Below are 16203 nucleotides of genomic sequence, written 5' to 3'. Positions count from 1 at the left end.
GGGATCGGCCACCAGCCCGAGAACGCCACGGTGCGTGACACCCACGCCCTTGGGCTCGCCGGTCGACCCGGAGGTGAACATGACGTAGGCGAGATCGTCCGGCCCGACCACGGCCCGCGCGGAGCCGCCGCCCAGGCCCTGAGCGGATCCCGAGGGCGCCCCGTCGCTCCGGCCGACCACGCCGCCGAGCGTGTCGACCAGGATGCGGCGGTCCGCGGGAACCAGCGCCCCGGGCTCCCCCGCGCCGTCGGTCACCAGCGCCGACACGCCCGCCCGGTCCGCCACCCGCCGGATCCGCGCCTGCGGATGGCGCGGATCGAGCGGGACGAAGGCCCCGCCGGCCCGCAGCACCGCGAGGAACGCGACGATCGCGGCCGGCACCCGACCCGTGAGTACCGCGACCCGGTCGCCGCGCCGGACCCCGGCCGCCACGAGATGGTCGGCGAGCCGCTCCACGCGGGCCGCCAGGTCGGCATAGCTGAGCGCACCGCCGTCGGCATGCACCGCGGGCGCCTCCGGCCGGCTGGCCACCTGCGCGGCGAACGCCGCGGGCACCGATGCCAGGGGGTCGGACGCCAGCGGGTCGGACGCCGGCCACTGCGGCAGCGCGCCCGGACCGAAGCCGCCGGCGTCCGTGCCGCGGCCGGTGCCGGTACCACGGCCGGTGCCGGTGCCGGCGTCCATGCCACGGCCGGTACCCAGCGCGAGCAGCGCGTCCCGCTCCTGCGGGCCGACGATCTCCAGGGCGCTGATCGGGCGGGCGGGCTGGTCGACCGCCGCGGTGAGCAGCCGGACGAGCCGCGCGGCCAGCGCCGCGACGGACGTCCGGTCGTACAGGTCGGTGGCGAAGTCGGCCTTGATGTGGATCCCGGCCGGCGTCCCGTCCGCGCCGCGGCGCTCGGTGACGGCGAACGACAGCTCGACCCGGGCCCCTCCGGCGGGCCCGGGCAGCGGCTCGCAGCTCAGGCCGGGCAGTGCGAGCGTGCTGCCGTCCAGGTCCGGCTGACTGGCCAGGATCACCTGCACGAGCGGGTGCCCCAGGTCGCCCCCGCGCATCGGTCCCCGCGGCGCAGGGCCGGTCGGGCCCGCGCCCAGCATCGCCACGACGCGGTCGAACGGGGTCTCCTGGTGGGCCAGGTCGGCGAGGTCGGCGGCCCGAACCCGGTCGAGCAGCGCGGCGAACGAGACGTCTCCGCCGGTGTCGGTACGCAGGACCACCGTGTTGACGAAGCAGCCGACCAGCCCGTCGAGGGCGGCGTCGGTGCGCCCGGCGACCACCGTCCCGATCGGGATGTCGGTGCCCGCCCCGAGGCGGGTGAACAGGGCCGCGAGCGCGGCCTGCAGAGCCATGAACACGGTGGCCCCCCGCGCCGCGCAGAGCTCGGTCAGCGCGGTGTGCACCGGGGCGGGGACGTCCACCCGCAGTGCGTCACCGCGCCCGCTCGGCCGGTGTGGGAGCGGGCGGTCGGTGGGCAGGGCGATGCGCTGCGGCAGGCCGTCCAGACGGGCCCGCCAGTACACCAGGTCACGCCCGGCCAGGGAGTCCGGGTCGTCCTCGGCGCCCAGCAGCGCGCGGTGCCAGGCCGTGTAGTCGGTGTAGCGGACGGACGGTGCGGCGAGCCCGGGGTGCCGGCCGGCGTGGCGGGCGGTGTAGGCCGTCGCCAGGTCGACGGCGAGCGGACCCATCGAGTACCCGTCCGCGGCGATGTGGTGCACCACCAGCAGAAGCACGTGGTCGGCGGCGGTCAGGGAGAACAGCTGGGCGCGCACCGGCGCGGCCTCGGCCAGGTCGAAGGGTGCCGCGATGGCGTCGCGCAGCGCGCCGGGCAGGCCCGCCTCGTCCACCCGGGCGACACCGAGCCCGGGCCACGAGTCGTCCGGCGGGGCGACCCGCTGGCGCGGCTCGCCGTCGACGTCCGGATAGCTGGTCCGCAGGACGTCGTGCCGGGCGCACACGTCGGCGACGGCGGCACGCAGCGCGGCCACGTCGAGCCGCCCGCGCAGCCGCAGCACGACCGGCAGGTGGTAGGCCGGCGCCCGGCCCTGTTCCAGCTGGTGGACGAACCAGAGCCGCCGCTGCACCGGGGACAGCGGCACGGCGGCATCCTGCTCGGCGGGACCCTGCTGGCCGAGACCCCGCTCGGCGGGGTCGAGCCGCCGCAGCGGGGGCCTGGCCGGATCCGCGGGGCGCTGCCCGGCCGGTCCCGGCTGCCCGTCGCCGACGGCGGCGTCGATCAGGCCGGCGAGGCCGGCGACGGTCGGCGCGTCGAACACGGCCCGCACCGGCAGGTCGACGCCCAGCTCGGCCCGCACCCGGTTCACCAGTGCGACAGCGAGCACCGAATGCCCGCCCAGGTCGAAGAACCCCTCGTCGACGCCGAGCGGAGCCCGCGTTCCGGCCAGCCCGAGGACGTCCGCGAAGGCGGCGGCGAGAGCGCGTTCCCGCTCGGTGGCCGGGGCCCGGCCCTGCGCGGGCCCGGCACGCCGCCCGTCCGCGGCGGGGATGTCGATCGCGGCCAGCGCGGCGCGGTCGAGCTTGCCGCGCGAGGTGCGCGGCAGCGCGTCCAGAACGACGACTGCCGAGGGAACCATGTAGCCCGGGAGCCTCATGGCAGCATGCGCCCGGATCCGCGCCGCGGCGGTGCTGATGGTCGTGGTGGTGGTGGTGGGCTCGGTTGCGGGCTCAGGGGTCGGGTCCGCGGTCGGGTCCGCGGTCGGGTCCGCGGCTGGCGGTGAGTCCGGCAGGGTCACGAAGGCGACCAGGTGGCCGCTGCCCGAGCCACGGTCGTCGCCGCGTACCGTCACGGCCGCCTCACCGACACCGGGCGCCGCGGCGAGGACCGCCTCGATCTCACCCGGCTCCACCCGGTGACCGCGGATCTTGACCTGACGGTCGAGCCGGCCCAGGTACTCCAGCCGCCCGTCCCGGCCGCGCCGGACGCGGTCCCCGGTGCGGTACATCCGGTCGCCGGTGTCCGCGGTCTCGGCGGCGAAGGGGTCGGCGACGAACCGGGAGGCCGTCAGGCCGGCGCGGCCGAGGTAGCCCCGGGCCAGCTGCACCCCGCCCAGGTAGAGCTCGCCGGGCGCACCCGGCGGCACCGGCCGCAACGCGGCGTCCAGCACGTAGGCGCGGTTGCCGGGCAGGACGGTCCCCAGCGCGGCACCACGCTCGCCGACCGGGCCGGCCACCGACCACACCGTGGTCTCGGTCGGCCCGTAGAGCTGGACGGGCGGCACGGCCGCGGCGAGCGTGCGCAGCCCGGCCGCGGTCCGGTCGGGCAGCGCCTCGGCACCGACGAGGATCCGCACGTCGGGCGCAGGCGTGCCGCGCGTCAGCAGCGCCGCCCAGGTCGAGGGCGTGGCATGGATGACGGTCACGCCGGTCCGGGCGGTCAGCGCGACGAGTTCCGCCGGGTCGCGGGCGACGTCCCGGTCGACCATCACCACCGCCGCACCGTGGATCAGCGGCAGGTACAGCTCGGGTACGGCCATGTCGAACGCGACGGTGGCCAGCGCCGTCATCCGGTCACCCGCGCCGAGCGGCACCAGTGCGCTCATGGCGGCGAGCAGGTTCGCGAGCGCCCCGTGGGTGACGACAACGCCCTTGGGCTCGCCGGTCGTGCCCGACGTGTAGATGACGTAGGCGGGATGCCGCGGGTCGGGAACCGGCAGTTCCCGGAGGTCGCGTGCCGCCCGAACGTCCGCCCGGACGTCCGCCCGGACGTCCTCGTCCGCCCGGGCGGGCGGGTCGCCGTCCGTGCCGGCGATGCTCCCGTCGGCGCCGCGGACATCGAGCAGCACCACCGTGGCGGCCAGCCCGTGGCGGATCTCCGGGGCGCACCCGGCGGTCGTGACCAGGCAGACCGGCGCCGCGTCGGCGAGCATCCGCCGCATCCGCTCCGGTGGCGTCTCGGGATCGACCGGCAGGTAGGCGGCGCCCGAGCGCAGCACGGCCAGCAGGGAGGTCAGCAGCTCCGGTGAACGCGGCAGCACGACCGCGACGATCGTCTCCGGTCCGGCGCCGAGCGTGGCCAGCCGGTGCGCCAGATCCTCGGCCTGCGCCCACAGCCGCGCGTAGGACACGACACGATCGCCGTGGAGGACGGCGGGGGCGTTCGGGGTCCGCCGGGCGCACCGCGCGACGAGCGCGGGCAGCAGCTCTCCCGGTGCGGCCACGTCGGACGCCGCGGACTCCGTGCCCGCCGCGGATTCCATGTCGGCCGCGAGCGGAGGCCCGTCCAGCAGCGCACGTCGCTCGCCCGGCGCGAAGATGTCGAGGTCACCGAGGCGGGTGGCCGGCGCCGCGACCGCCGCCCGCAGCAACCGCAGCAGCCGGTCGGCCAGACTCTGGACACTCTCCTGGTCGAACAGCGCGGTGTCGAACTCGATCCGGCCCTCGATGACGCCCGGGCCACCGCCCTCGCCCGCGGTGCCGGCGGCCTCGGCGTCGCCCGCGCCCGAGGTGATCCGGTCGGCGTCCCAGAAGGCGACGATCAGGTCCATCCGCGCGGAGCGAGGGCCTGGCGCCTGCGGGCGCACGGTCAGGCCCGGGAGGTCGAACTGCGTCCCGGGCGCGTTGTCATAGGTGATCATCGTCTGGAACAGGGGGTGCCGCCCGGCCGCCCGCGGCGGGTTGAGCAGCTCGACGACCCGGTCGAACGGCAGCTCCTGGTGCGCGTGCGCGGCGAGGTCGGTCTCCCGCACGCGCCGCAGCAGCTCCGCGAAGGTCGGGTCGCCGCCGGTGTCGTTGCGCAGGACGAGCGTGTTGACGAAGCAGCCGACCAGGTCGCGCAGCTCGGGCTCGGAGCGGCCGGCCACAGCGGTCCCGAGCGGGATGTCGGTGCCCGCCCCGAGCCGGGTGAGCAGTCCGGCGAGCGCGGCCTGCAGGACCATGAACACGGTGCCGCCGTGCGCCGCCGCCAGCGCCGTCAGGTCGGCGCGAAGCGCCGCGTCGATGCGCAGGCGCACGTCGCCCCCGCCCCCGGAACCGCTCGGCTCGCCCACCGTGCCCCGGCCGCGCGGCCGGTCGGCGGGCAGCTCGATCTCGGCCGGCAGATCGGCCAGCTGGGCGCGCCAGTAGCCGGCCAGCCGGGTCTCGGCGGGCCCGCCCGGCCGCAGCAGATCCTCCTGCCACAGCGCGTAGTCGGCGTACTGGACGGGCAGCGGCGCCCAGCGCGGCCTGGTTCCACCGGCCCGGGCGGTGTATGCGCCGGCGAGGTCGCGGACCAGCGCCGCGATCGACCAGCCGTCCGCGGCGATGTGGTGGACCACCCAGGCGAGCAGGTGCCGCTCGGGGCCCAGGGCCCGCACCGCCGCCCGCACCGGAAGGTCACGGGCCAGGTCGAACGGCCGGCTGAGGAACTCCTCCGGACCGGTGTCCGGAAGGACGTCCAGTGCCTGGGTGAGCAGCGGTGACGTGACCGGGAGGATGCGCTGCGTCGGAGCGCCGGCGGGGTCGTCTGCGGCGTCTGCGTAGACGGTGCGCAGAACCTCGTGACGGGCGAGGACGTCGGCGAGAGCGGCGCGCAGCGCGCCGACGTCGAGCGGGCCGTCGATCTCGACGACGGCCGGGAGGTGGTAGGTCGGGCGTCCACCGTCGAGTCGGCGCAGGAACCACAACCGCCGCTGGGCGGCGGAGAGCGGCAGGTGCTCCGGGCGTGCGGACGCCACCAGGGCGGGACGCCCCGGGCCCGGCGCGGGCAGGCGGTCGTCGAGCAGCGCGGCGAGCTCGCGCGGGGTCGGCGCCTCGAAGACAGCCCGCAGTTCCAGATCGACGCCGAGCTCCCGGCGCACCCGTCCGACCAGGGCGGTCGCCAGCAGCGAGTGGCCGCCGAGGGCGAAGAACCCGGCGTCGGCCGCGACCGACGGCAGCCCGAGCACGTCGGCGAACAGCGCGCACAGAGCGCGCTCGCGCGCGGTGGCCGCCGAGGCGCCGCCGGACGGGGCGGTCAGGTCGGGCTCGGGCAGGCGGGCCCGGTCCACCTTCCCGTTCGGGGTGCGTGGCAGCGCGTCCACGACCATGACGAGGGCCGGGACCAGATGCGCGGGCAGGGTCGCCGCCAGTGCCCGCCGCAGCCCCGCCGGCTCCATGACCGTGGCGTGCCCGGTCTCGGTGGCCGGGGTGGCGTGGGAGGTGGCCGCGGGGGTGGCGTAGGCGATGAGGCGGGCGTCGGCCGCCCCGGCCCGATGCACCACGACCGCGGCCGCCCCGACCTCGGGCAGCGCCGCCAGCGCGGCCTCCACCTCACCCGGTTCCACCCGGTAGCCGCGGATCTTCACCTGGTCGTCGGCCCTGCCGTGGAACTCCAGCGTGCCGTCGGCGCGCCGGGCCGCCAGGTCGCCGGTGCGGTACAGGCGGGTGCCGGCCGGGCCGTACGGATCGGCGACGAACCGCTCGGCGGTCGCGGCCGGCGCGCCGAGGTAGCCACGGGTCACGCCGGTACCGGCCAGGTACAGCTCCCCGACGACACCGGACGGCGCCGGCCGCAGCCAGCGGTCCAGCACCTGCGCCCGGACACCGGGTACCGGACGCCCGATCGGAACCCGGTCCGCCGCTCCAGCCGAATCGACCGGGTGGTAAAGCGCGCTCATGGTCGTCTCGGTCGGGCCGTACTGGTTGACCACCCGGGCCGGGCCGAGCACCGGCACCGGTTCCAGGTGGGTCCCGGTCAGCGCCTCACCACAGGTCATGATCACCTGGAGGCCCGGACGGGCCGGTGGCGCCACGGCGCGGGCCGCCGCGCACAGGGCGGTGAGCATCGCCGGCACGACGGACAACAGGACGTCCACCCGGTGCCGGTGCAGCGCGGTGACCAGCGCCGCCGGGTCGCGCGCGGCGTCCGGTGCGACGAGGACGACCCGGCCGCCGGTGCTCAGCGGCCCGAAGATGTCGCGGACCGACGGGTCGAACGACACCGAGGCGAGGTTGAGCACGGCGGTGCCCGGTCGCAGCGGCACCGTCTCCGCGAGATAGCGCAGGTAGGAGACCACCCCGCGGTGCGGGACGACCACGCCCTTGGGACGCCCCGTCGACCCCGAGGTGAAGATGACGTACGCCGGATGATCCGCGCGGGCCGGCCCCCCCGGCACGCTCGGCGCACCTGGCGCACCTGGCGCACCTGGCGCACCTGGGCCGTCGGCGTCGGTCGGTCGCGGCTCGACGTCCACCAGCAGTCGGGGAAGGTCGCGCGCGGGCAGCGTCGGGCCGACAGCCGTGGTGGTGATGATCGCCGAGGCCTCGGACTGCCCGAGCATCGCGGCGATGCGGGCCTGCGGATAGTCCGGGTCGACCGGCAGGTAGGCGGCGCCGGTGCGCAGCACCGCGCACAGCCCGACCACGAGGTCCACCGACCGCGGGACGGCCACCGCGACGACCCGTTCCGGTCCGGCGCCGTGCGCGCGGAGCCGGGCGGCCAGCGTGCCGGCCCGGGCATCGAGCTCGCGGTAGGTCAGTGCCTCCTCGCCGCATTCGACGGCGATCAGGTCCGGATACCGGCGAATCGTCGCCGCCACCAGCTCCGCGACGGTCTCCGGCTCCGGCTCCGAGGCCGGTGCAGGGTCCGGCAGAGGTGCCGGCGCTGGCGGGAGGGCGGGCGCCGGGAGCGTGGTGAACTGGGCGCGCTCGTCGGGCAGCAGCAGGTCCAGCTCACCGACGGGCCGGTCGAGGCCGGCGGCGAACGCGGTGAGCACCGCGAGGAAGCGGGCGAGGATGCGGTCGGCCTCCGCGGGGTCGACGGCGTCGGCGCGGCACCCGACCACCACCTGCAACCGGTCACCGGGCGTCACCGAGATGCGCAGCGCGTAGTGGGTCGACCCGGTGGACGTCGCGTCGGTGACCCGCAGCCCGCCGATCTCGGCGAACGCGGCCGGGTCGATCGGGAAGTTCTGGAACACGACCATGGTGTCGGCGAGCGCACCGTGCCCGGCGAGCCGCTGGATCTCGGCCAGACCCAGGTGGGTGTGCTCGACCAGCCCGGCCTGCTCCCGCTGGATGCCGGTGAGCAGGTCGGCCACGGACTCGTCGGGCCGGGTGCGGATCCGCACCGGCTGGGTGTGCAGAAACATGCCGATCATGGAGTCGGATCCGCGCAGCGCCGCGGGCCGCCCCGCGACCGGCGACTCGAACACGACGTCGTCCCGGCCGGTGAGCGCTCCGAGGACCAGCGCCCAGGCACCCCGCACCGCGGTGTTCAGTGTCAGCCCGCGCCGGCGGACCTCGTCGCTCAGGGCCTCGGTGGCCGGCGCCGGAAGGTACGCCTCGATCATCTCGGTGCGGCGCAGGCCGCCAGGGCCGCCTGCCCCGAGCCGGGTGGGGCCGTCCAGGCCCGCGAGCGCGGTCCGCCAGGCCTCCCGGGCGGCGTCGCGGTCCTGGCGTTCCAGCCAGCGCAGGTAGTCGGTGAACGGCGGCACCGGCTCAAGCGGCGCGTCGGCGTCGTCGTGCAGCGTGAACAGCTCGGCGAGCAGCAGCGGCATCGACCAGCCGTCCAGCAGGACGTGGTGATGGGTGAACAGCAGGCAGTGCCGGCGCTCGCCGACGCGGGCGAGCAGAACCCGCATCAGCGGCGGTCGGGACGGGTCGAACGCCGTGGTCCGCTCGGTACGGGCGAGCCGGGCCAGCCGCTCGTCCTGCTCGGCGGCGGGCAGGGCCCGCAGGTCCTCGGTCTCCCAGGTGGGCCGTGCGCCGTCGACGACCACCTGCACCGCGCGCCCGGAGGCCAGCTCGGCGACCGCGACCCGCAGGTTCGGATGGCGGCGCAGCACCCGCCCCAGCGCCCACCGCAGCCGGCCGGCGTCCAGATCGCCCTCGATGACCAGGCGGAACTGCATGAGATACGTCCCCGGCGCGGCGCGCTCGTACCGGGTCTGGAACACGACGCCCTGCTGCGCGGGCGACAGCGGCAGGACGTCCACCAGCCGCGGATGGGCGGCCTCGAGCGCGGCTACGTCGGCGGCCTCCACCACGACCAGCGGGAAGTCGTCAGGCCCGCGCCGCCCCGCGGGCCGCTCCCCGGCATCCGGCACCACGTCCGACGCCGCATCCGACACGCGGTCCGGCACGCGGTCCGGCACGGCGTCCGACAGGACGTCCACCGACGCCACCGACGCCACCGACGCCACCGGAACGTCCCCCGCGGTCTCGCCCGGGCCGGCGGACGGGGAGACCGTGGCGACGGCGGCGAGTTCGACCACGCTCGGATGCTGGAAGACCTGCTGGAGCGTGATCTCCACCCCGGCCTCGACGGCGCGGCTGACGAGCCTGATCGCCAGGATGCTGTCCCCGCCGAGGACGAAGAAGCTCTCCCGCAGGTCGAACCGGGCCAGGCCCAGCAGCTCCGTGAAGATCTCCGCAAGATGCCGTTCCACCGGGGTCCGCGGCCTCGGGATATGCGGGTCACCGGCCCGCCCGGGGTCGGACGGCTCCGCGGTGCCGCTTTCCTCCCCGTCACCGGAACGGTCCGGCCCACCGCCGCCGGCGGCCGCCGAGGGTGCGGGCAGGGCCGCCCGGTCGATCTTCCCGCTGGGGGTGAGCGGGAACGCCGGCACGGCGACGAACAGCGCCGGGACCATGTGCTCGGGCACCCGCGCGGCCACCTGAGCGCGCAGGCCGGGGACGTCCAGCCCGCTCCCGGCCGCGGCCGGGACGACGTGGGCGACCAGCCGGCGGTGCCCGGACGGATCCGCGACCGCGGTGACGACCGCCCGCGCCACCTGCGGCGACGCGGCGAGCACCGCCTCGATCTCGCCGGGCTCGACCCGGAACCCGCGCACCTTCAGCTGGTGGTCGGTGCGGCCCAGGTACTCCAGCGCGCCGCCGGGAAGGCGGCGGACCAGGTCCCCGGTGCGGTAGAGCCGCGCGCCGGGCGGTCCGAGCGGGTCGGCGACGAACCGCTGCGCCGTCAGACCGGGCCGGCGCAGGTAGCCGCGGGCCAGCTGCACCCCGCCGAGGTAGAGCTCCCCGGGCACCCCGGGCGGCACCGGGCGCAGCGCGTCGTCGAGGACCTGCCCGCGGGTGTTCCAGACCGGACGTCCGATGGGCACGCCACCGGCGGCCGGCAGCCCGTCCGCGGTGGGCGGGACCGGCCAGGCGGTGACGTCGACGGCGGCCTCGGTCGGCCCGTAGAGGTTGTGCAGGGCCACCCGAGCGGTCCCCGCGGACGGGCCGGCACCGCCGGGCGGGTTGAACGTGTCGTGGAAACGTGCGGCGAGGGCGGCGGTCAGCGCCTCGCCGCTGCACAGCACCGCGCGCAGGGCGTCCCCGGGCCGCGTCCCCAGGCCGGCGCGGGCGGCGGCCGGATCGTCCAGGAAGGCGGCGAGCATCGACGGGACGAAGTGGACGACCGTGATCCCCGCCGACCGGATGAGGCCGGCCAGGTAGCCGGGGTCGCGGTGGCCGTCCGGGCGCGCGAGGACGACACCCGCGCCGCCGACGAGCGGCCAGAACAGCTCCCAGACCGACACGTCGAAGCTGATCGGGGTCTTCTGCAGCACCCGGTCGGCGGGGGTGAGCCCGAACGCCGCCGTCATCCAGCGCAGCCGGTTGACGATCGCCTCGTGGGACACCACCACGCCCTTGGGACGTCCCGTCGAGCCGGAGGTGTAGATCACGTAGGCCGGCTGCCGCGGGTCGGTGCGCACGAGGCCGTCCGCCGCGTCCGCCATGTCCCGGTCCCCCGCCGGCTCAGGGGATGCCGTCGTGCCGGCAGGGGCGTCCAGCGGCGCGCCGTGGCGGTCGAGCGCCAGCACGGGCAGGCCGAGGCCGGTGATCGCGGTGGCGAGGGCACCGGGCCCGGTGGCGAGCTCCCGGGTGGTCAGCACCGCGCAGGCACCGCTGTCGCGCAGCATGTGGTCGATCAGGTCGTCCGGGTAGGACGGGTCGAGCGGCAGGTAGGCCGCCCCCGTCTCCAGGACGGCGCGCAGCGCCACCAGCAGCGCGACGGAGCGGGGCAGCGCGACCGCGACGATCCGTTCCGGGCCGACGCCGACGCCGACGCCGGACGCGCGCAGCCGGCTCGCGAGCAGCCGGGCGCGCCGCCCGAGCTCCGCGTGGTCGACGACCGTCCGCCCGGCGATGACCGCCGGCGCGTCCGGGGTGCTCGTCTCCCGCTCCCGCAGCAGGCCGACCAGCGTGTCCGCGGTGTCGGGCGGGTGCGGCACGGGCACGCCGTGCCAGTCGCCGAGCAGCCCGGCGTGTTCGGCGGGGCTCAGGATGTCGAGAGCACCGATCGGCAGGTCGGGCCGGGCGGCGGCGGCCTCGAGCAGCCGGACGAGGCGTTCGACGAGAGTCTCGACTGTGCGCCGGTCGAACAGGTCGGTGGTGTACTCGACGAACCCGTCCACCCCGGCTAGTGTGCCGTCCCGGCCCCGGCGCTCGACGGCGTTGACGAACAGGTCGAACTTGGCGGTCTCCACCGGCGGTGCCACGAGCTCCGCGGTGACGCCGGGCAGGTCCAGCGCCTCGGCGGTGAGCATCGGCTGGCCGGCCAGCATGACCTGGAACAGCGGGTGGCGGGCCAGCGACCGGGGGACGGCGAGCTCGTCCACCAGCCGTTCGAAGGGAACGTGCCCGTGGGCGTAGGCGGCCAGATCGGTGTCGCGCACCTGGGCCAGCAGCGCCGCGAAGTCCGGGTCGCCGCCGGTGTCGACCCGCACGACCAGGGTGTTGACGAAAAATCCGACGAGGCCTTCGAGCGCGGTGTCGGTGCGCCCGGCCTCGGCCGCGCCCAGCGGGATGTCGGTGCCGGCGCCCAGCCGGGTGAGCAGCGCCGCGAGCCCGGCCTGCAGCGCCATGAACACTGTCGCGCCCTGCGCGCGGGCCACCCGTGCCAGGCCGGCGTGCAGGTCGGCGGACAGTGTGAACGCGACCTTGGCTCCGCCGCCGCTGGCCACCGCCGGACGCGGCCGGTCCGCCGGCAGGTCGAGACAGTCCGGAGCCCCGGCCAGCCGTTCGCGCCAGTAGTCGACGTCGCGGGCGACGAGGCCTCCCGGCCCGGGAGTGGCGTCCGTGAGCAGGTCGCGCTGCCACAGGGTGTAGTCGGCGTACTGGACGGGCAGCGGATCCCAGTCGGGGGCTGCGCCGGCGCGGCGGGCCCGGTAGGCCGCCGAGAGGTCGGCGGCCAGCGGGCCCATCGACCAGCCGTCCCCCGCGATGTGGTGGAGCACCAGGACCAGCACATGCTCGTCCGGGCCGATCCGGACCAGCTCGACGCGCAACGGTGGCGAGACTCCCAGGTCGAAGCGGCGCCGGATCGCGGCCCGCACCAGCGGCGGCACCTCGTCCGGGCGTGCCGTTCGGACGTCCACGTCGGGCGTGCCCGCCACCGGCTCCAGGACGAGCTGGCGGGGCTGGCCGCCCTCGTCCGGGAACACGGTGCGCAGTGCTTCGTGCCGGGTGACGACGTCCACGAGCGCGACCCGCAGCGCGTCGGCGTCGAGCGCGCCGCGCAGACGCAGCACGAACGGCATGTGGTAGACGGGCGCGGCGTCCGCCGGCTCCAGCCGGTGCAGGAACCACAGCCGCCGCTGCGCGGGGGACAACGGCAGCGGGTCGGGCCGCGGCAGCCGCCTGACCAGGACGGGAAGCGATCCCACCGGGGCCGGCGCGACCGCGGGTCCCGTCGCGGAGTCTGCGGTGACGTCGCCCGTGATGGTGGTTTTCCCGGCGGCTTCTGCCGCGGTCGTTCTCGCGGCGGATGCCGGCTCGGCGGATGCCGGCTCGGCGGATGCCGGCTCGGCGGATGCCGGCTCGGCGGAGGCCGCGGCGATCGCGCCCTGGATGGTGGTGATGCGCGCGGCCAAGGCGGCCGGGGTGGGCGCGTCGAAGATCTCGCGCAGCGGCAGGTCCACCCCGAAGGCGGTCCGCAGGCGGTTGGCCAGCCGGCCCGCCACCAGCGAGTGGCCACCGAGGTCGAACAGGTTGTCCTCGGCCCCGACCGGCGGGTGCGCGCCGTCGGTCGGAAGGCCCAGCAGCTCGGCGAACAGCTCACACAGCGCCGCCTCCAGCGGCGTGCGCGCGGCACCGGCCGCACCGCCCCCCGCCGCGCTGTCCACCGGCACGACGGCCTCGGTTCCATCCGTACCCGAGCCCGCTGCTCCCCCACCGGGCGTGGGGTTGGAGAGCCGGGGACCCGCGGCAGCGTCGGCGCGCGCCAGCGCAGCCCGGTCCAGCTTGCCGTTGGGCGTCGTCGGCAGGGCGGCCACCGCCACAACCGTGCCGGGCACCATGTAGTCGGGCAGAACCGCGGCGGCGCGGGATCGTACGCCGGCGGTGTCGATCAGGTCCGGGTCGACGTCGGCGGAGGGGACGACGAAGGCGACGAGCCGGTGCGACCCGCCAGGCTCCGCCCGGCCGACGACGACGGCCCGTCCCACCGCCGGATGCGTCGCGAGAGCCGCCTCGACCTCGGCGGGTTCCACCCGGAAGCCGCGGATCTTGAGCTGCTCGTCGGCGCGGCCCAGGTATTCCAGCACGCCGTCGGCACGCTGGCGCACCAGGTCCCCGGTCCGGTACATCCGTTCGCCGGGCGGGCCGTACGGATCGGCGACGAACCTGCCCGCGGACAGTCCAGGCCGCCGCAGGTACCCCAGGGCCAGCCCGGCTCCCGCCAGGTAGAGCTCACCTGCCCGCGCCGGCGGCACCGGGCGCAGCGCCCCGTCCAGCACGTACGCCCGGGTGTTGCGCAGCGGCCTGCCGATCGGCGGCGCAACGGCCGCAGTACCGGTGCCGACGGTGTCACCGGCGTCGGCGTCGGCGTCGGCGTCGGCGTCGAGTCCGGTCAGCGGCGCTGACAGGGACCAGACCGTCGTCTCCGTGGGCCCGTAGAGGTTGATCACGGCGCGGCCGAGCCGTGTCATCCGGGCCGCGAGGTCCGCCGGCAGTGCCTCTCCGCCGACCAGCATGCGCAGGCGGCGCAGCGGAGAGTCCCCGGCCTCGGCACCGGAGGTGTCCAGCAGGGCCTGCCACAGCGACGGCGTCGCCTGCAGGGTGGTGGCACCCGACACGTGGATCAGGCGCAGCAGCGCCGCCTGGTCGCGCACGGTCTCGCGGTCGGCGAGAACGACCGCGGCGCCGCACAGCAGCGGCGCGAACATCTCGAGCGCGGCGATGTCGAACGAGACGGTGGTGACGGCCACCAGCCGGTCGTCCGGGCACAGCGGCGCGATGTCCGCCACCGCCGCCAGGAGGTTCGCGAGCGCGCCGTGCGACACCACGACGCCCTTGGGCCGGCCGGTTGTGCCGGAGGTGTAGAGCACGTAGGCGGGTGCGTCCGGCGCGGGCCGCCGGGGCGGACGCAGGTCCGCGGCCGTGGCGGAGTCCGCGCCCTCGGCCTCCGCCGGATCGTCGAGGACGAGCCAGGCCGGACCCGCCAAACCCGCCAAACCCGCCAGACCTGCCGGGCCCGGGCCCGGGGCGAGGTCGGCAGCGGTGGCGGCGGAGGCCAGGACGCAGGCGGGGGCGGCGTCGTCCAGCAGCTGGCGGACCCGTTCGGTGGGCAGGTCCGGATCGACCGGGACGTAGGCGGCGCCGGCACGCAGCACCGCCAGCAGCGCCGCCGGCAGGTCGGACGTCCGGTGCAGCACGACGGCGACCCGGTCACCCGGACCGGAACCCGCGCGGGCCAGGCGGGCGGCGATCTGCTCGACCCGATCGGCCAGCTGCCGGTAGGTCACTGTGTCGTCCCCGGTGTCGCCCCCGATCATGGCGGCGGTCACGGCCACCGCGTCCGGGGTGCGGACCGCCTGCGCGGCGAAGCGCTCGGGCAGCGACGCCCGTGGTGGAGCCTCCGTGTGGTTCCACGAGGTCAGCGCCCGGAACCGCTCCGCCGGGGTGACCAGGTCGACCGACCCGATCCTCCGGTCGCCGCCAGCAGCCGCAGCGCCCACGGCAGCATCCGCGGCGCCGTCCGCGGGAAGGTCCAGCAGCGCGCCGAGGAAGTCCCGCAGCCGGCGCTCGTGGGCGGCGACCTCGGCCGCGCCGTACCGGGACGGGTTGGCGTTGATGTCGACCCGCAGCAGGTCCCCGCCGACGGGCCGACCGCCGTAGCAGGCGATCTCCAGGTCCTCGACCGGTCCGTTCGACAGGATGCGCATCACCCCGCGGGCGGCGCCGAGATCGAGCACGTAGTCGAACGGCATGATGTTCACGGTCACGCCGTAAGGACGCCGGGCCGCCCCCACCCGGCCCAGATCGCGTTCGAGGTCCTCGTGCCGGTGGCGCTGGTGGCGCAGCAGGTCCCGAACCGCGCCGGACGCCTGTGCGGTCAGCTCCACCAGGGTCATGCCCGGATGCACCGCCAGCCGCAGCGGCAGCACGTTCGCGACGGTCCCGGGCACCGACTCGACCTCGGGTGTGGTGCGGGCCGGCACCGGGAAGCCGAGCAGGATGTCGCGGGCGTCGGTCATCCGGTGCACGTACGCGGCGACGGCGGCGGTGAACGCGCGCGGCCAGCTGGTCCTCGCCCGGCGGGCGACCGCGCGCAGCGCCGGTTCGAGGCCGGGGCTGACCGTCATCGGATGGCGGTGCGGGGCCCCTGCCGCCGGGTCGGCGCGGCTGGTGAGGCCCGCCGGCTCCGGGCGGTCGGCCAGCAGCGCCCGCCACCAGTCCCGGTCGGCACCGAACTCGGCGGATGCCCGATAGGCGCTCTCGGCCTCCAGTAGCGTCCGCAGCCCCGACCCGCCCGCGGCGCCGGGGTCGCCCGCGGCGACGTCCGTGCCGGTGAGCAACGCGCGGTAGTGGTCGGCGGTGCGGCGGGCGAGCGCCGGCCCACCATAGCCGTCAGTGATCAGATGGTGCACGCACACGTACCACCGATGCCGGCCCGCTCCGAGGTGCAGCAGCGCGCAGGTGACGTGCGGCGGCACACCGAGGGGGCGCACGCGGGCCATGTCGGCCCGCATCCACGCCAGCGAGGCGGCCTCCGGGTCGGCCTCGGCGCCGAAGTCGCCACGGCTCAGCTCCCACGGCCCGATCGGCTCGACCCGCTGGCGGGGTTCGCCGTCGACCTCGAACACCCGGACCCGGGTGGTGTCGAATTCCTGCATGCACCGGCGGATGGCCTCGGCGAACAGCTCCGCGTCGATCGGCCCGTCGATGTCGACGTACAGCCCGACGTTGTAGGCGGGGTTGTCCGGGTCGATCAGCTGGCCGAACCAGATGCTCGTCTGGCCAGCGGTCAGGGGCAGCGAGTCGACATGGTCGGAACGCAC

General features: G+C 76.5%; 1 protein-coding gene (only partly in view). It reads right to left on the bottom strand.

The window, feature by feature from the left end:
- Window positions 1-16203 carry the 5' portion of a non-ribosomal peptide synthase/polyketide synthase gene (locus B207_RS34295; protein WP_018637781.1) on the bottom strand. Its footprint begins 12543 nt before the window's first position, so only the first 16203 of its 28746 coding nucleotides appear in the window; it begins with the start codon at window positions 16201-16203; the stop codon falls past the left edge of the window.

The organism is Parafrankia elaeagni (assembly GCF_000374165.1).
GTDB lineage: Bacteria > Actinomycetota > Actinomycetes > Frankiales > Frankiaceae > Parafrankia > Parafrankia elaeagni.
Note: the sequence above shows the minus strand (reverse complement) of the source record. Positions and strands in the feature narration are given on the sequence as shown.